This is a genomic window from Streptomyces aurantiacus (assembly GCF_027107535.1).
Lineage (GTDB): Bacteria > Actinomycetota > Actinomycetes > Streptomycetales > Streptomycetaceae > Streptomyces.
Genome location: NZ_CP114283.1, coordinates 988,999 through 1,006,328 on the forward strand (window position 1 = coordinate 988,999; position 17,330 = coordinate 1,006,328).

15 protein-coding genes are annotated in these 17,330 nt (G+C 69.0%); 14 read left to right on the forward strand and 1 reads right to left on the reverse strand.

The window, feature by feature from the left end; all coding sequences use genetic code 11:
- The first annotated feature begins 311 nt into the window (after positions 1-311).
- The 12 genes from O1Q96_RS06115 to O1Q96_RS06170 all read left to right on the forward strand — a co-directional run bounded on the left by O1Q96_RS06115 (position 312) and on the right by O1Q96_RS06170 (position 15,121).
- Positions 312-1,172, forward strand: coding sequence for a hypothetical protein (locus tag O1Q96_RS06115; RefSeq protein ID WP_269247188.1), 861 nt, complete (start codon positions 312-314; stop codon positions 1,170-1,172).
- Complete coding sequence (locus O1Q96_RS06120; RefSeq protein WP_269247189.1) at positions 1,172-3,358, forward strand: bifunctional polysaccharide deacetylase/glycosyltransferase family 2 protein; 2,187 nt, start codon at positions 1,172-1,174, stop codon at positions 3,356-3,358. The genes O1Q96_RS06115 and O1Q96_RS06120 overlap by 1 nt, the downstream gene beginning before the upstream one ends.
- A 146-nt stretch (positions 3,359-3,504) precedes the next feature.
- A complete protein-coding gene (locus O1Q96_RS06125) occupies positions 3,505-4,992 on the forward strand; it encodes an acyltransferase family protein (RefSeq protein WP_269247190.1) in 1,488 nt (495 codons plus the stop codon).
- A gap of 321 nt (positions 4,993-5,313) precedes the next feature.
- Positions 5,314-5,973, forward strand: a complete 660-nt coding sequence (locus O1Q96_RS06130) for a hypothetical protein (protein ID WP_269247191.1) — start codon at positions 5,314-5,316, stop codon at positions 5,971-5,973.
- Positions 5,970-7,007 (forward strand): hypothetical protein, encoded by a 1,038-nt coding sequence (locus O1Q96_RS06135; RefSeq protein WP_419586430.1) that lies wholly within the window; start codon positions 5,970-5,972, stop codon positions 7,005-7,007. The genes O1Q96_RS06130 and O1Q96_RS06135 overlap by 4 nt, the downstream gene beginning before the upstream one ends.
- A 128-nt stretch (positions 7,008-7,135) precedes the next feature.
- The gene (locus O1Q96_RS06140) at positions 7,136-7,453 is read left to right on the forward strand and encodes a hypothetical protein (protein ID WP_269247193.1); all 318 of its coding nucleotides are present in this window, start codon (positions 7,136-7,138) and stop codon (positions 7,451-7,453) included.
- 92 nt (positions 7,454-7,545) lie between these two features.
- Positions 7,546-8,802, forward strand: coding sequence for a coiled-coil domain-containing protein (locus O1Q96_RS06145; RefSeq protein ID WP_269247194.1), 1,257 nt, complete (start codon positions 7,546-7,548; stop codon positions 8,800-8,802).
- A gap of 116 nt (positions 8,803-8,918) precedes the next feature.
- Complete coding sequence (locus tag O1Q96_RS06150; protein ID WP_269247195.1) at positions 8,919-9,530, forward strand: hypothetical protein; 612 nt, start codon at positions 8,919-8,921, stop codon at positions 9,528-9,530.
- 211 nt (positions 9,531-9,741) lie between these two features.
- Complete coding sequence (locus tag O1Q96_RS06155; RefSeq protein WP_269247196.1) at positions 9,742-10,248, forward strand: hypothetical protein; 507 nt, start codon at positions 9,742-9,744, stop codon at positions 10,246-10,248.
- A gap of 809 nt (positions 10,249-11,057) precedes the next feature.
- Positions 11,058-12,170, forward strand: coding sequence for a hypothetical protein (locus tag O1Q96_RS06160; RefSeq protein WP_269247197.1), 1,113 nt, complete (start codon positions 11,058-11,060; stop codon positions 12,168-12,170).
- 199 nt (positions 12,171-12,369) lie between these two features.
- Positions 12,370-13,752: a nitrate/nitrite transporter gene (locus O1Q96_RS06165; protein ID WP_269247198.1), complete on the forward strand. Its 1,383-nt coding sequence runs from the start codon at positions 12,370-12,372 to the stop codon at positions 13,750-13,752.
- A 187-nt stretch (positions 13,753-13,939) separates the two neighbouring features.
- On the forward strand, positions 13,940-15,121 hold the full coding sequence (locus tag O1Q96_RS06170) for a uroporphyrinogen-III synthase (protein ID WP_269247199.1): 1,182 nt from the start codon (positions 13,940-13,942) through the stop codon (positions 15,119-15,121).
- Here the strand turns inward: O1Q96_RS06170 and O1Q96_RS06175 are convergent.
- Positions 15,070-15,651 (reverse strand): anthrone oxygenase family protein, encoded by a 582-nt coding sequence (locus O1Q96_RS06175; protein ID WP_269247200.1) that lies wholly within the window; start codon positions 15,649-15,651, stop codon positions 15,070-15,072. The two genes, O1Q96_RS06170 and O1Q96_RS06175, sit on opposite strands and share 52 nt — an antisense overlap.
- A 342-nt stretch (positions 15,652-15,993) precedes the next feature.
- Here O1Q96_RS06175 and O1Q96_RS06180 point away from each other — a divergent pair, with 342 nt between their 5' ends.
- Positions 15,994-16,587, forward strand: coding sequence for a CGNR zinc finger domain-containing protein (locus O1Q96_RS06180; RefSeq protein WP_269247201.1), 594 nt, complete (start codon positions 15,994-15,996; stop codon positions 16,585-16,587).
- 196 nt (positions 16,588-16,783) lie between these two features.
- Positions 16,784-17,305 carry a sigma-70 family RNA polymerase sigma factor gene (locus O1Q96_RS06185; RefSeq protein WP_221357382.1) on the forward strand — a complete coding sequence of 174 codons (522 nt, stop codon included), beginning with the start codon at positions 16,784-16,786 and terminating at the stop codon, positions 17,303-17,305.
- The last annotated feature ends 25 nt before the right edge of the window (positions 17,306-17,330 follow it).

Below are 17,330 nucleotides of genomic sequence, written 5' to 3' on the forward strand. Positions count from 1 at the left end.
GGGTCCGGTTCGAACGACGACGTGCGGGTGTCCGGGCCTCACGCGCACCCCAGAACGAGTCCCGTGGGGGGATGTGCGTGCGCGTGAAAAGTTGGCGAGAAGACGCTCAACCGGATCGGAATGATTCCGGTCAGCCGGGGCAGAGCGGCGACGACCGGTCGGCCCGTGGCGAGATCGGCCAGTCGGTCCGAAACGAGCCTGATCGGCCCTTCCGAAGCGGTTCCGGTGAAGCCGGCGCCTTCGGTGTGTCCGGCGCGTCAGGTGGTGCGGGCGCGTCCGACGGATGGTTCCGCCGGGAGGCGGCCGCGTCGGTGCCGCGGCAGAGACACGACGAGCCGGACGCCGATCGTCCGAACGGCGACGTGCTGAGCTACGGCACCTCCGGAGGTGCCGTCGAAGCCCCGTTCGACTCCGACTCCGACGCCGGACAGGACTCCTGGCAGGAGTCCGAGCACCCCGAGCACACCCATGACCCGCACGAGGTCACGGTCCAGCTCGACGGTGTGGGACGGCAGCTGGAGGACTGGCTCGTCCAGCAGGCGAAGGACCCCAGCACCCAGGAGGCCTCTGACGGCCCGGTGTTCGTCGACGAGACGGGCCGCCGCAGCCGCCGGTACCGCAGGATCGGCATGGCCGTCGGCATGGCCTGCGCGGTCTACGCGATGGTCATCCTCGCCACGCTCCTGTCGGGCAACTCCGCCGCGCCCTGGCTCCCCGAGTTGGGCAAGCAGGACGACTCGCCGGCAGGCAAGGTCGACACCCCGCCCCTGATCGCCGAGCCCGCGGAACCGTCCGGCTCGGTCAGCCCCTCGCCGGGCACGACCCCCTCGGCGGACGACCTGACGACCAGGTCACCGGGTGCGGGCACGTCGGCGGACCCGTCGGCAAGCGCCTCGGCCTCGGGGAAGAGCACCGCCCCCAAGCCCTCGACCAGCAACACCAAGCCGAACCCCGACCCGGAGCCGACCAGGTCCGCCCCGTCGAACCCGGTCACCACGTCACCCGATCCGGAGCCGACCGACACCGGCGTCTCGGAGGGTCCCTCGGATCCTCCGGCCGCGGGCGACACCGACACGGTCGCCGGCGAACCGCTCACACCCGAGCCCGTCCCTGTCACGCCGGAGCCGACCACCGCTCCCTCGTCCTCGTCGTCCCCGGAGAACGTTCTCTGATGGCACCCCGCACCAACCGCCGTGGCGCAGAGCGGGGCGCCCCCCGGCGCCGGCGCCTCCCCATGCGCTACCTGCTGCCCTCGCTCATCCTCGTCGCCCTGATGGCGATGCTGATGCTGCGTGGCTTCGTACACAGCGAGATCCTCGCCGACCACCGCGTGCAGTCGCCCGCCGCGTCCGACCGGGTCCCCAAGGAGATCCTGGAGGGCGGCCCGGTGATCGACACCCGGGCCGGCCGCGAGGACAGCGTGGACATCCCGGACCGCAGGCTGGTCCTGACCTTCGACGACGGCCCGGATCCCGAGTGGACGCCCAAGGTGCTCGCCGTGCTCAAGCGGCACGACGCACACGCCGTCTTCTTCATCACCGGCACCATGGCCTCGCGCCACCCGGACCTCGTCCAGCGCATGGTCGACGAGGGCCACGAGGTCGGCCTGCACACCTTCAACCACCCCGACCTCTCACTCCAGTCGAAGAGCCGTGTGGACTGGGAGCTGTCCCAGAACCAGCTCGCACTGGCGGGCGCGGCCGGCATCCGGACCTCTCTCTTCCGGCCGCCGTACTCGTCGTTCGCCGCTGTGATGGACAACAAGACGTGGCCGGTGACCCAGTACATCGGCAGCCGCGGCTACATCACGATCGTCAACAACACCGACAGCGAGGACTGGCGCAGGCCGGGCGTCGAAAAGATCATCAGCAACGCCACGCCCAAGGGCGGCAAGGGCGCCGTCGTGCTCATGCACGACTCCGGCGGCGACCGCTCGCAGACCGTGGCCGCGCTCGACCGGTTCATCGCCGGGCTCCAGGACGACGGCTACCGCTTCGACACGCTCACCGCGACCCTGAAGGTGCCCAGCGCCCACACCGAGGTCAGCGGCCTCGACCTCTGGAAGGGCAGGGCGTGGGTCCTGGCGGTCCAGGCCTCCGAGAACACGACGTCCGTCCTGGTCGTCGGCCTCGCCATCATCGGCGCCCTCGTCATCGCCCGTTTCGGGCTGATGCTGCTGCTCTCCGTCCTGCACGCCCGCAAGGTCCGCCGCCGCGGCTTCAGCTGGGGCAGGCCGATCACCGAACCGGTGTCGGTCCTCGTGCCCGCCTACAACGAGGCGAAGTGCATCGAGCAGACGGTCCACTCGCTGGTGGCGAGCGATCACCCCATCGAGGTGATCGTCATCGACGACGGATCGAGCGACGGCACCGCGCGCATCGTGGAGAACCTGCACCTGCCGAACGTGCGCGTCGTGCGCCAGCTCAACGCGGGCAAGCCCGCCGCCCTCAACCGGGGTGTGGCGAACGCCCGTCACGACCTCATCGTGATGATGGACGGCGACACCGTCTTCGAGCCCGCCACCGTCCGTGAACTGGTCCAGCCCTTCGGCGACCCGAGCGTCGGCGCGGTCGCGGGCAACGCGAAGGTCGGCAACCGCGACTCGCTCATCGGCGCCTGGCAGCACATCGAGTACGTGATGGGCTTCAACCTCGACCGCCGGATGTACGACATGCTCAACTGCATGCCGACCATCCCGGGCGCGGTCGGCGCGTTCCGGCGTTCCGCGCTCAAGCGCGTGGGCGGCATGAGTGACGACACGCTCGCCGAGGACACGGACATCACCATCGCGATGCACCGCGACGGCTGGCGGGTCGTGTACGCGGAGAACGCCCGCGCGTGGACCGAGGCCCCCGAGTCCGTCCAGCAGCTGTGGTCCCAGCGCTACCGCTGGTCGTACGGCACGATGCAGGCGATCTGGAAGCACCGCAGGGCGGTCATCGAACGCGGTCCGTCGGGCCGCTTCGGCCGGGTCGGCATGCCCCTGGTGTCCCTGTTCATGATCGTGGCCCCGCTCCTCGCCCCCCTGATCGACGTGTTCCTGCTCTACGGGCTGGTGTTCGGCCCCACCGAGCAGACGATCCTCGCGTGGTTCGGCGTCCTGGCGGTCCAGGCGGTGTGCGCGGCGTACGCGTTCCGCCTCGACAAGGAACGCATGACGCACCTGCTCTCGCTCCCGCTCCAGCAGATCCTGTACCGCCAGCTGATGTACGTCGTGCTGCTCCAGTCCTGGATCACGGCGCTGACCGGCGGCCGGCTGCGCTGGCAGAAACTCCGGCGCACGGGCGCGGTGGGCCTTCCCGGAGCCGCGGGCGGAGTACCGCAGCAGCAGGAGATGGACCGGAGGCCGGTCGGATGAGCATCCCGCCTCCCCAGAACCCATGGCAGGACATGGGCGCACCCCGCAACTCAGCTACAGGTACAGGTACGGGTGCGGCTGAAAGCGCCGGTACCGGTACGGGCCCGGACGCGGGTACATGGACCGGAGCCGGACAGGACCACTCGATGCACGACTCGTACGGCGGCCCGAACGACGCACGGGACGCGCATGACGTGTACCGCGGGAGCTTCCCCGGTCCCGCGGCGGCACCGGGCTTCGCGGGAGGTCCGGCCGGCACCGCGGCGCCGACCGCGACCACGGTGTGGCCGGAGCCGGCCGCGGACGCCCCGACAGCGGGCGTGGCAGCGGGAACCGGAGCGCCGACGGAAGAAGCGGCGACGCCGGGAGAAGGGACCTCGGCGGCCGAAGGAGTTGCGGCGACCGCCAAGCGCGGCCCCGTCCGCGACCGCTACTTCGACCTCCTCCGAGCGGTCGCCCTCTTCCGGGTCGTCCTCTACCACCTCACCGGCTGGGCCTGGCTGCCCCTGGTGTTCCCGTCCATGGGCGTGATGTTCGCGCTGGCCGGCAACCTGATGGCACGCTCCCTGAAGCGTCCGGCACCCCAGGTCATCCGGAGCCGCATCCGCCGCCTGGTGCCCCCGATCTGGCTCCTCGGCGCGATCGGCGTCACCGGCATGGTCCTTCAGGGCTGGGGACCGGACGCGGACGGCCACCCGGGCTGGTGGCTGCTCCACCTCACGTTCTGGATCATCCCCGTCAGCGATCCGCCGTTCGCCGAGGGCCTGTCCGGGGTCCACGGCTTCATCGGCGACGGCTGGGCCGAGGAACTCGCGGGCCCGCTCTGGTACGTCCGCGCCTACCTCTGGTACGTGCTGCTGTCGCCCTTCCTGCTCCGGGCGCTGCGCGCGCTGCCCCTGGCGACGATCGCGGCGCCGATCCTCCTGTCGGCGGCGTTCCAGCTGGAGTACCTGTCGCTTCCGGGCGAGCGGATTCCGTCCGCGCTCACGGACTTCAGCACGTTCGGAGCCTGCTGGATCCTCGGCATGGCCCACCAGGAGGGCATCCTCCAGCGCCTCCCGCGCTACGTGATCCCCTCGGTGGCCCCGGCCGTCGCCCTGCTGGGTCTGTGGTACGCCACGAACCAGAACTTCTCCGAGGGCCACGACCTCGACAGCATCCCGCTGGCCCAGGCCCTCTGGTCCTGCGGAACCGTGCTGCTCCTGCTGCACTTCAGCCCGTCCTGGTCGGAATGGCCACGCAGGCTGCGCCGCTGGGACAAGCCGATCACCCTGCTCAACTCGCGTGCGGTGACGATCTACCTCTGGCACAACACGTGCATCCTCATCGCGGCGACGCAGTGGGACCGTTTGTGGGACATCGACGTGATGTGGCGGAACTTCTCCTGGCTGCTGGAGAGCCCCTGGCCCGTCCTCGTCCTCACCTGGCTCCTGATCGGTGCCTGCGTCCTCTGCTTCGGCTGGGCGGAGGACCTGGCGGCCAAGCGCAAGCCGCAGCTGTGGCCGACGGGATCGAAGAAGGCGTCCCGTGCCGGTTCGCACTCCGGCTCCGGGCACGGCGCCGGGCTCGACGCGGGCGCCGGGGCAGGAGACCGCCCCCGTTCCCGGTCCAGGTCCCGGGCGAAGGCGAAGTAGGAAGGGCGGAACGCCGTCGGCGGCAGAACGGCAGCGGCCGACGGCAGCAGGGGAGAGCTTGGCGGCGGTACGGCGGAGCCTGACGGCAGCCCGCGAACGCGGCCGAACGGTCGGATGCGGAGCCGTGTGTTTCGTTTGCGCGGGCCAAGTCGGGTACTTGGCCCGCCACTTGTGACGGCTCTCTCGGTGGCGTGTTGTACCGGTATGAGGTCTTGGGTGCCCATTTGTTGATCACGTCGGCGTAATTCGCTCTGGTGTGGTCCCTGCACCCTCGGTAGCGTGGCTGCGCTCATGTCCCCCTCGCCCCACCGGGAGCCGTCCGTGAACCGCCGCCCCACTCTGCTCGCAGCGATCGCGCTGACGGCCGCCGCGGCCCTGTCGCTGTCCGCCTGCGGCAGCGACGACAGTTCCAAGGACAAGGCCAACGACAAGATCGCGGGCGCCGACACCGGCAAGGAGAAGTCGGCTTCGCCGAGCGCGCCTGCTTCGGCGGCGGCTGGCCGGCCGAAGATCGAGTTGCCGTCGGACGTGACGCACTCGTTCAGCCCTGAAGAGTCCGAGGACGCCGTCAAGAACGCGGTCCTGAAGGACAACGCGGAATTCATCCGTGCGCTCGACGCCGCCATCGTTGCTCAGAACCCGCGTCTGCCCGCCTTGGAGTTCTACACGGAGGGCGAGGGTGCGGTGGCCGCGGAGGAGTGGGTCAAAGCGTTCACGGATGCGGGCTGGACGATCACCGGAGCTGTGCGCTACTTCGATCGCCAGGTCACGGTGAACTCCAAGAACGCCGCCTCCCTCAGCTACTGCGCGGACGAGAGCAAGGGCTTCAGCAAGGTCATCAAGACGGGCGAACGCAAAGGGACAAAGGTGACCAAGGACAGCTACGTCGCCTATGGCGTTCAGGTGGAGAAGAACAGTAAAGGGGTGTGGGAGCTCGTGAAGATCGTCTCCACCGAAGGGGCTGACAGGTGCCAGCCATGAGCCGGATCCCTCGCCTCGCCGTAGCCGTGATCGTGACGAGCTCGATTTGCATCGTGGTGGCCCCCGCCGCCAGCGCGAAGCGAACCCCTCCGGGGGCTGGGCCGATTGGCAGTGGAGCCGGCAACGGCCCATCGGGTGGCGTCGACGGCGACAAGCTCACCTCCGGCGTCGGCCGCATCGTCTACGACCGCTCCAAGAACGGCAGCGGAGATTCGGTCGGAGCCGTGAGGCCCGCCACCGCCTGGACCCCGCCTGCCTGCTGGTACGCCCCGAAGTACACCCCGGAACAGCTGGAGAAGTACCTGGAGCCGATCTGGGCGGCGGAGTCGACGGGCTACGAGTGGGATGCGGAACAGCGCGAGACGTACGTCAAGGGTGATCCGTACAAGGACTTCAACAAGGACAAGACCGGCAAGGGCTATTTCTGGGACTCGTACGTCAACGACTCGTACCCGCCCGGCTGGGACGGGTGCAAGGAGCCCCCGTTCTGGGTGAACACGGGCGATGCCCCGCCCCCCGAGATCGAGAACGCCATCACCCCGGAGATGCTTGCCCAGCTCGCGTACGCGGAGATCCGGGTGCCCGGCACCGAGGTGACTCTGGCGCCCGAAGGCACGACCAAGGTGAACCTGCCGACTTGGGCCTGGCTGGACGGAGCCGAGTTCAAGCCCGTCTCGGTCACGGCGTCCATCCCCGCGATCGGCATAGAGGCGACCACCACCGCCGAGCCGGTCTCGCTCAAGATCGAGCCGGGCACGGACAACGCGGAGACCTACCCCGCTTCCGGCGAGTGCGAGATCAACAACGGTCGCATCGGTGAGCCGTACGCGAAGGGCAAGGCCGGTGAGACCCCGCCGTGCGGTGTGAGGTACCTGCGTTCGTCGGGCGACAACTCGTACAAGCTCCAGGCGACAGTCACCTGGAAGATCCACTGGACCGGCACCGGCGTCGACGCGGACCAGCCGTTGCCTGACGGTGAGTTCGGGGCCGACCAGGACGTGATCGTGCAGGAGATCCAAGCCGTCAACCGCTGAGTGCGGCGGTGGAGTCAGCCGGCGGCCGACCGCCCCTCCCGCAGGGGCGGTTGGCCGAGTGCCCTGAAGAACGGATAGCGTGATTCCGCTTCAAGGAACGGTCGGCTGACGGGGAGAGGTAACGGGGCGTGGCGGAGCGGTTAGCGGTCGACGGCGACGAGCTCGGGCGCTTCATGAAGATGCTGAACAAATCGACGGACTCGCTCAAGGGCGTCCGCAAAGCGCTGTCCGAAGCGACCATCACGGGCCTGGGCACCGATGATCTGGACGCCGCGTGCGAGGACTTCCAGGACGACTGGAAGTTCGGCTCGGAGGAGATCGGCAAGCAGACCGAGGACCTTGCCGGGATCATCGAGAAGAGCCGGGACAGTTACCGCGAGGTCGACAAGGCCCTTGAAGAGGCGCTGAAAAAGGCCGGCAACGCCGAAGGCGGCGGCCAGAAGTGACAGTGACACCGGGCCTTGAACCGTCGCCCTTGGCCGAATCCCAGGGCGCCAAGGAAGCACAGCTACCGCAAGGGCGGAAATCCTCGCCGAGGATGCCCAACCCCGACTATCCACACCTGGGCTTCAATCCTGTGCCGGGCAGCACCGACACGGTGAGTGACCTGCACAAGAAGCTCGCCGACTGCGCGAAGGTCCTCGCTGACACGCGTGACCTGGTCACCAAGCTGATGGACGGCAGCTACTGGAAGGGCGACGCGGCCGTCGCCTTCCGGGAGCAGCTCGATGGCGGCCCGCTGCCGCTGAACCTGAAGAACGCGGCGCGCTCCATCGGCAAGGCCGCCAAGCAACTGAGCCTCTGGGAGGGCGAGCTCGACGACTTCCAGCGCCGCGCGAAGCGTCTGGACGAGGAGGCGAAGGACGCGCGCGCCGTGGTCGACACCGCCAAGGGCAAGGCGACCACCGCGGGCGACGACCCGGCCCTGAACAAGAAGAAGGGCACCGCGCACGAGGACGCGGAGAAGGCTCTGACCCAGGCGAACACGGCCGTCGACGAGGCGGAAGCAGACCTCGAGAAGATTTTGGGCCGGGCTCGAAAACTCGCCGAGGAGCATGAGAACCAGGCTCAATACCGCGCGGGCAAGATCCGCGATGCGACGAAGAAGCTGGCGCCGCATGAGCCGGGGTTGTTCGACAGCGCTGTTGACTGGATCGCCGAGAACCTGCCGGACATCCTCAGCTGGACGGCGGCCGTGCTCGGCATCGTTGCGCTGTTCGTACTCTCGGGTGGGACTGCGGCTGCGGTGTTGCTCCTGGTGGCGGCGACGTTGAGTGCGGGAGCGTTTGCGGCACGGTTGTCTGATCCGGAAGTACGTGCCTCCTTGTGGGACGGCGTGAGCAAGGGCGAGTTCGACGCGGATTTCTGGAGCAACGGGATCGGCTTGGCAGCCGATGGGCTGGGGATGCTGCCGGGAGTGGGAGCGGCACTGAAGGGGGCGCCAGCCGCTTTCCGAGGAGTCGGAGCGGCGGGCGAGGTGCTCACCGCGGGGCAGAGAATAGTCGCCGCGGGGAGTAAAACCATGGAGACTGCCAAGGCGCTCACTGACTTGAGGAATCCATTGACGGAATGGGTGGTGAGCAAAGCGCCTCGGCTGACTACGGCGGTGGGGGCTGCTGAGACGGCCGCGCCTTGGGCTGGTCTTGCCACGGCGACCTACGGTCTGTCGGCGAGCATGGTCGACACGCTACAGAGTGATACGGCGGCGAACGTCGGTACCACAGTGGATGGCATGTTCCTGGGGCCGATCGATGCTGCTGAAACCGTTGATCTGGTTCGTCGAGTTTTCCAATGAGCGCCGCGCTGACAGCGTTAACAATTCTAGACCGGAGAAGGCGACTTCGCATGCACCTTACTAACCAGCCCAGGGCCTGGGATCATCAGCCATCTCGCAATGCCTGGATGAGACACATGGCGATGAACGTCGTTGGCCTCATCGGCTGGTCAGGGAGTTGGGTCGCGCTGCTTGGCATCTCGACCTACACGCCGAACTGGGCCGTGTGGATTTTCATGCCCTATTTCATTTACGGGTTCTACCGGTTCTTCAATCAACTCACCTACTTTCCCTGGGCCCTCCGCATGCGGAGCATCCTGCGTGAATATCCCTGGCAAACTCTCGAAGGCGTACCCAGCGGCCTCGGTAAGTATCCTGGATCCCGAGATGATGGGATCTGGTTCGAGTTCCGTGATCCGGCGGACCCGGATGAGAAGATTCCGTTGGTGTTCATCAAGAATCAGCGGTCGTACTGGTGGCTGAAGCGAATGGACGGTCCCCGCACCAAGCCCGAGCGAAGGGCGCAGATCGAGCCCCTCTGGTTCGCCGGAGACCCCCGTTTCCTCGGCGTGATCGCCGCACCGGATCGAGGAGGCAAGGCGCCGAAGCGCCTCCACGTCCTCTATCAACGTCCCGTCTTCGACAGCCGTTGTGTGCCCCAGACCTGGGGCGCCGATGCTGCTGACATCGAGCGCGCCCAGCGTGCCGGGGCCCGGTACCTGGACAACGCTCCGCAGCCCCACGCATAGCGACGAGCAGACACGAGTCATGACGACGACACCCCCACCGCGCCTTCTTCTCGATCCCAGCGTCAACGCACCGGGAGAGGGCATCTGGTTCGCCACCCCGCCAGGATTCACGGACCTTCCCCTCGAAGCTCTCCTTGCGCCGCCCGATTCTCGTGAGGCGGAAAGGTCTCGCGAGGCATTGGCACCGTTCCTGGCTTCCGCTCCGGACGAGGTGACCCGCCAGCGATTCATCGCCCAACTGGCCACCGTGCAGCGGATGTTTCACACCCTGCGTTCGGAAGGCACCGTCCACTGTTCCCTGGGCCTGCACCGCGATGACACAGGCGACGGCGACGGAGGCGCGCTGATGTCCCTGTTCACCATCACCTGGGTGGGCACCGCTCGGGCACCGCGTGGAGTCACAGCCGCCCGGGCAGTGGCGTCGGCCGAGGGCCACACCCATATCGAGTACGCCGAACTCCCCTGCGGCCCCGCCACGTTCAGCGAGACGGTGCGTACCGCATCCGGCGAATCGGGTCTCCCGCAGGAGCCACTGCTTCAGCATCACGCTCACCTTCCGCACCCGGACGGTGCGGACCTGGCGCTGCTCACCCTCAGCACAACGGCCGTGGCCCACCGCGAGTACTACCGGGGGATCCTCCGGCGCATCGCGAACCTGGTCAGCTTCGACGATCCGCTCGTGTCCGCATTCGAGCACGAAGAGCGCCGACGGCCGTGACCCCACCACCACTGCCCCGGGCCTCGCAGCCCGCCATCAAGCACCCGCCCACTCACCGTGCGATGCGCCGACGTCTGCTTCGGCAGGCGACACTCATCCTGGTGGTGTGGCCGTCGCTCATCCTGATCCCCCCGCTTTCCGGAGACAAGGACCTCGTACCGCTGTGGGGCATGGTCATGTGCACAGGCGTGCCGGTTCTTCTCCCGCTGAACATCTGGGCCGCCGTCTCAGCCCGCAAGGCCTACAACACGCTCAGCATTCACTCCTGGCGACTCGTGGAGTGCGAAGTCGTGCCGGTCAGTTCACATGGGTGGCCCCTCAGAGGCTTCGAGCAACAGCCGCCGGGCCGGGAGGGCAGAGCGCAGGCCGTCCTGCGGATCAATGGCCTGGTGGTGACGGCCACGCCGTTCAAGCGCTACGTCGACGTCCGGATTGGCCAGGTGTGGTGCGCCGGAGATCCGCGTGTCCGAGGTGTTGCCTCGGAGCCGGGCGGGAGCCGTCCCTTCCGACTCGTCCGATACAGGGGCCGTCTCCCGGCGGAGGAGGTCCGCGGGACGTGAAGGCGTGTCGACGAGGATGACCTGGACGGTGACGCAGTCGGTTGCGGTGGCCTGCGACCCGGCACTCGTGCCAGCAGCGTGGCACCTGTGTGCGGGCAGCCGGACTCTTAGCGAGCCCTCACGTGCACCCGCAGACTCCCAGGGCCAGTCGCCGTGGCCAAGCCGCAGCCGAGGCCCGGCCCCGTCCCGCCGCTGTATAGGCTGCCCGTCCGAACAACGATCCCCGGTCCTCCATAGGGAAACCCAGCCATGAGCAAACGCCACGTCCAGAAGTTGTTCCAGCTCATGGCCGGCGGGGGAGCCATCGAGTTCAGCAGTTCCATGGCCTCTCTGAAGAAGCTCACCCGGCTTGCCTTCGTCGCTCAGCAGTTCGGGTACGAGTACGCGGATGTGCGGCAGGGAGGTCGCGGGCAGGGGAGCGCCTTCACGATGCTCCTCGTTCCCGATCCGAGTCCCTTCGCCCAGCAGCGGGCCGCGCAGAACTGGGCTCAGTTCCCCCAGGCCGCGAGCGGTGGGCCCCTGCCTCCGTTCGTGCCCGATGCCCTGGCACTGCTCAAGACGCGGATGAACTTCGACCTGACGGGCAAGAACGGCGAGAAGCGGATCGGGTACGCGGCTGTCGGCGTCACCGTCGCGTGCCTGATTCTTGCCGTTCGGACGGGCGGGGACACCATCGCGTTCGCCGTCTCGGGCATGTTGTGGGTGCTGCTCCTGGGGCTGCTCGGTATAGGTGTCCTCGTCACGCGTCGGCGGCACGCCAAGTTCGCGGTGCGGCTGCAGGCCGCCGGGTTCGTGGCTGTCACGGACGAGACGGGCAGGGTTCGCTATCTCCCGCCGGGCGGGCATGTGCCCGGGCACGGCAATCCCTTCGGGCCCGAGCAGAGTCGTTCCTTCTCCGGCCAGGGACATGCCTCCGGTGGCGCGCCGGGCCCCTACCCTCCGCCGGGCACCCCGGGCACCCTCGGCGCTCCAGGTGCATACGGCCCTCCGGCGGCACCCAGCCCTGCGGCGGCTTACGGCTCTCCCGCTGCCTACGGCCCCCCGGCGGCCCACGGCACCCCAGGTCCGTACCGCGGCACGGGCTCGTACAGCGGCACGGGCTCGTACAGCGCCCCAGGTCCATACAGCGCCCCAGGCCCCTACAGCAGTCCGCCCGCCCCCGGGCCCTACGGCGGCTTCCCGGCGGCCGCCGCACCCCACGACGGCACTCCGCATGCTCCCGGCCCGTACGCGCCCCCAACCCCGAATCCGGACTCAGCCCTGAATCCAGGCTCAGCCTCGAATCCAGGCTCAGCCCCGGGCCCCGCCCCGGCCCCGGGCCCGTACGGCGGGCAGCCGCCGGCTTACCCTTCCCAGAGCTGAACCGGCGGACGTGCCGCCGACAGGAAGCGCGGGAACGCCGTGCGGTGTGCCTCGTGGGGCTCGGCGGGGAGAACCCTCACCACGCCTCCCGGCCCGGGGTGAGAGCAACGTTCCCCCGCGGTCACCCACAGGCACAGGCCGGAAACGCGCCATCCCTACCTTCGGGCATACCACCCGTAGAAATCGTGGAGGCGTGAAGATGACAGCCCCGAGCAGCAGCATCACACCGCGCAAGGGGGGCCGCTGGATCGAGCAGTGGGACCCGGAGGACGAGACGTTCTGGAAGGAGACGGGGGAGAAGGTCGCCCGGCGCAACCTCTTCTTCTCGGTCCTTTCCGAGCACATCGGGTTCTCGATCTGGACCCTCTGGTCGGTCATGGTGCTCTTCATGGGGCCCGAGTACGGGCTCACCCCCGCCGACAAGTTCTTCCTCATCTCGATGGCCACGCTGGTCGGCGCCATCGTGCGGGTGCCGTACACCTTCGCGGTCGCCCGCTTCGGTGGCCGGAACTGGACCATCATCTCGGCGAGCATGCTGCTCATCCCGACGATCGCGGCCTTTGCCGTCATGGAGCCCGGAACGTCCTTCGGGACCTTCCTCGTGTGCGCCATGCTCGCCGGTGTGGGAGGAGGGAACTTCGCCTCCTCCATGACGAACATCAACTCCTTCTTCCCGCTGCGCAAGAAGGGCTGGGCCCTCGGGCTCAACGCCGGTGGCGGCAACATCGGGGTGCCCGTCGTACAGCTCGTCGGGCTCGCCGTCATCGGGGCCGGCGGCGGTCCGCGCCTGCTGCTCGGGATCTACATCCCGCTCATCGTCGTCGCCGCCGTCCTCGGCGCCTTCTACATGGACAACATCACGTCCGTGAAGAACGACACCGGCGCCGCCAAGGAGGCCGTGAAGGACCCGCACACCTGGATCATGTCCTTCCTCTACATCGGGACGTTCGGGTCGTTCATCGGGTACAGCTTCGCCTTCGGCCTCGTCCTGCAGACGCAGTTCGGCCGTACGCCCCTGGAGTCGGCCTACGTCACCTTCATCGGGCCGCTCCTCGGCTCGCTGATCCGGCCCGTGGGTGGCTCGCTCGCCGACAAGTACGGCGGGGCGCGCATCACCCTGTGGAACTTCGTCGCCATGGGCGCCGCGACCGCCGTCATCGTGGTCGCCTCCATGCAGAAGTCGCTGCCGCTGTTCACCACCGCCTTCATCGTGCTGTTCGTACTGACCGGGCTCGGCAACGGCGCCACGTTCAAGATGATCCCCGGCATCTTCCATGCCAAGGCCGTCGCCATGGGGCTCACCGGGGAAGCGGCCGCGTCGTACGGGCGGCGGCTGTCCGGCGCCTCGATGGGGCTCATCGGGGCCGTGGGCGCGGTCGGCGGTCTCGGTATCAACCTGGCCTTCCGGCAGTCGTTCCTGAGCGTCGGTTCCGGCACCGGGGCCTTCGTCGCCTTCCTCGCCTTCTACGCGGTCTGCTTCGCGGTCACCTGGGCCGTATACCTTCGCCGCCCGGCGGCCGCCGGATCGCCCGCCACGACCGCCTCGGAGGCGAAGACGCAGCTCAGCTACGCCGAGGTGTGACGTAACACGAGCGACATCAAGCGGAACCGAGCCTGTCATGCACCATTGACAGGCTCGGTCGTCCGCCATGAGGCGGGCAAGCGGGGCGTGCAGAGGACGCCCCGGAGTCCCGGACACGGGTACTCCAGCGGTACGCCCCAACCCAGCGGGTGACACGCACGAACACCACTCGAGCGGGACGAGAGCCATGTACGAGGAACCGCAGCGACAAGAGCAGCGACCGGACCGACCGGACCAACAAGATCACGGCCCACTCGCGGGGTTCACCGTCGGTGTGACCGCCGCCCGCCGCGCTGACGAACTCGGAGTCCTGCTCCAGCGGCGCGGGGCCGCCGTCCTGCACGCTCCCGCCCTGCGCATCGTGCCCCTCGCCGACGACAGCGAACTCCTCGCGGCGACCAAACAGCTCCTCGACGAGGCACCGGACATCGTGGTCGCGACCACCGCGATCGGGTTCCGTGGCTGGATCGAGGCCGCCGACGGATGGGGCCTCGGCGAGGAACTCCTCGCCGTGCTGCGCGGTGTCGAACTGCTCGCCCGTGGGCCCAAGGTCAAAGGCGCGGTACGGGCCCAAGGGCTGACCGAGGAATGGTCCCCCTCCTCCGAATCCATGGCCGAGGTGCTCGACCGGCTGCTGGACGAGGGGGTCGAGGGCCGCCGGATCGCGATCCAGCTGCACGGCGAGCCGCTGCCCGGCTTCGTGGAGTCGCTGCGGGCCGCGGGCGCGGAGGTCGTCGGTGTCCCCGTGTACCGGTGGATGCCCCCGGAGGACATCGGCCCCATGGACCGCCTGCTCGACGCCACGGTCGCCCGCAGCCTGGACGCGCTGACCTTCACCAGCGCCCCGGCCGCGGCCTCACTGCTGGGCCGCGCCGAGGACCGCGGACTGCTGCCCGAACTGCTCGCCGCCCTCAGCCACGACGTGCTGCCCGCCTGCGTCGGCCCGGTCACCGCCCTGCCTCTGCAGGCCCGGGGCATCGACACGGTCCAGCCCGAGCGCTTCCGGCTCGGCCCGCTCGTGCAGGTGCTGTGCAAGGAACTGCCGTCCAGGGCACGGACGTTGCCGATCGCCGGCCACCGGGTGGAGATCCGCGGGCACGCCGTGCTGGTGGACGACGCGCTGCGGCCCGTACCGCCCGCGGGGATGTCGCTGCTGCGCGCGCTGTCCCGGCGGCCCGGCTGGGTGGTGGCCCGGGCCGAGCTGCTGCGGGCCCTGCCCGGCGCCGGCAAGGACGAGCACGCCGTGGAGACCGCGATGGCCCGGCTGCGTACGGCACTGGGGACGCCCAAGCTCATCCAGACCGTCGTCAAGCGCGGCTACCGGCTGGCGCTCGACCCGGCCGCCGACTCCAAGTACGCCGACGTCTGACCGCCACTCCCGCCGCGGCGCCCGTACAGCACCAGGGCGGGCGCCAGCAGGGCGAACGCAAGGGTGTGCAGCACGGTCCGTACGACGTTCCAGGCCACCCACGGGTCCTCGAACCGCTCGCGCACGGCCGCCGGATCGGTCATCGTGGCCGGGTTCCCTGCGCCCACGATGTCCTCGTTCAGCGGGATGTTGAAGACGACGGTCACCAGGAACGCGAGCACATAGGTGACGAGTGCCGCGAACACCCACCCGCGCAGGCGCGGCGAGCCGCGCAACTGCCAGGCGGAGACGGCCGCCAGCAGCAGCGCGCCGCTGAAGGTCAGCAGGAACAGCGGGTTCTGGATGACGTCGTCGATGTTCTGCATGACCTCGACGTAGACCCGGTCGTCGCTGCGGGCCAGCGCCGGCATCACGCTGCACGCGTACGCGAAGAAGAGCCCGGCGATCAGGCCCGTGGCGACCGTGGCCGCGACCAGCACACCCCCGGCGGTCGTACGCCGCCCCTTGCCGCTCTGTGCGAAAGCTGTCATGTCATCGAGTCAAGCGCCGGGCCGTCCCGCCCGACATGGCCCGGACGCGCGCGGGCATAAGCGGACGTCCAGCCCGCTCCGGGGACGAACGGCCCACCGTCCCGGTGAAGCGTCGGGGGCCGCACCCGGTGAGGCGTCCGGTGCGCCGCTCCGGCGGGACCTCCGGCGCACGGCAGGGGGCTGAACGGCGCGGGCGGGGGCGGGGACGGCGTGGGGCTTCCCGCCGCGCGCGGGGGAAGGCACTGTAGGGAGTACGGGCCCCCTTCGGCCCTCTCGCGGACCCCCACTTCACGATCCCTCACCGGCCCCTCAGGGCGGCAACCCCAAGGCGGTGACAGGCACATGGCATTGGGCACGGCCACGGCCTCGTACGAGCTGCGGTTCGACTCCGGTCGGACCTGTCTCGATCTCCTGGCGACCACGCACCCCGAGGAGCGGCTCGATTCGGCCGGGCCGTTGCGGGCCTGGATCGCCGGATCCGGACTCGTCCCGGCGGGCACACCCCTCACCTCGGCCGATTCCTCGTGGCTCGTGAGCTTCCGTGAACTGCGGGGGCATATCGGACAGTTGGTGCGCGAAGAGCCCTCCCGGGACTCCCGGTCCTTCGGGGTAGCGTTGACCCGTGTCAACGAACTCTCCCTCGCCGCACCGCCCGTGCCGCTGGCGGTGTGGGGCACCGGCGGCTCGCTCGTCCGAGCCCTGGCAGCGCCTCCCACCTGCGGCGCACTCCTCGCGGCGGTCGCCCGTGACACAGTGGAGCTCCTCACGGACCCGGCCGCTCGCGCGAGCATCCGGCAGTGTGAGGGAGACAACTGCCCTCTGGTGTACCTGGATACGTCCAGAGGGCGTCGTCGCAGGTGGTGCTCCAGTGAGGTGTGCGGAAACCGCGAACGGGTGGCCAGGCACCGGCGCAGAGCAGCCCTCGCGCGGGCTTAGAGTCTCTTCGTGAAGGAGACGCCCCCAAGTTCCCCACACTCTCCTCACAAAGATATTCCGTCACTTTGAACACAGCCGCGCCTGCACCCGTATCCCGGGATGAGCGACCGACTGGGGGATCCCCCGGACACCGGAGGTAGGCGTGCGCAAGGATTCCGCCGTGGCCGATGAACGATCGCCGAGGGCCCGACATCGCATGTCCCAGCCCTCGGAGCCTGACGAGGAGCTGATGCGTGCCCTGTACCGGGAACACGCCGGCCCTTTGCTCGCCTATGTGCTGCGGCTGGTTGCCGGGGACCGGCAGCGGGCGGAGGACGTCGTACAGGAGACGCTCATCCGTGCCTGGAAGAACGCCGGTCAACTCAACAGAGCGACCGGTTCGGTGCGCCCCTGGCTTGTGACGGTCGCTCGGCGCATCGTCATCGACGGGCACCGCAGCCGGCAGGCCCGGCCGCAGGAGGTGGACCCGTCGCCGCTGGAGGTCATTCCCGCGGAGGACGAGATCGACAAGGCGTTGTGGCTGATGACACTCTCTGACGCGCTCGAAGACCTGACCCCCGCCCACCGGGAGGTACTGGTCGAGACGTACTTCAAGGGGCGTACCGTGAATGAGGCCGCCGAGACCCTGGGAATACCCAGCGGCACGGTGCGATCACGGGTGTTCTATGCCCTGCGTTCGATGAAGCTCGCACTGGAGGAGCGGGGGGTGACAGCATGAGCACATACGGGGGATACGGAACGGG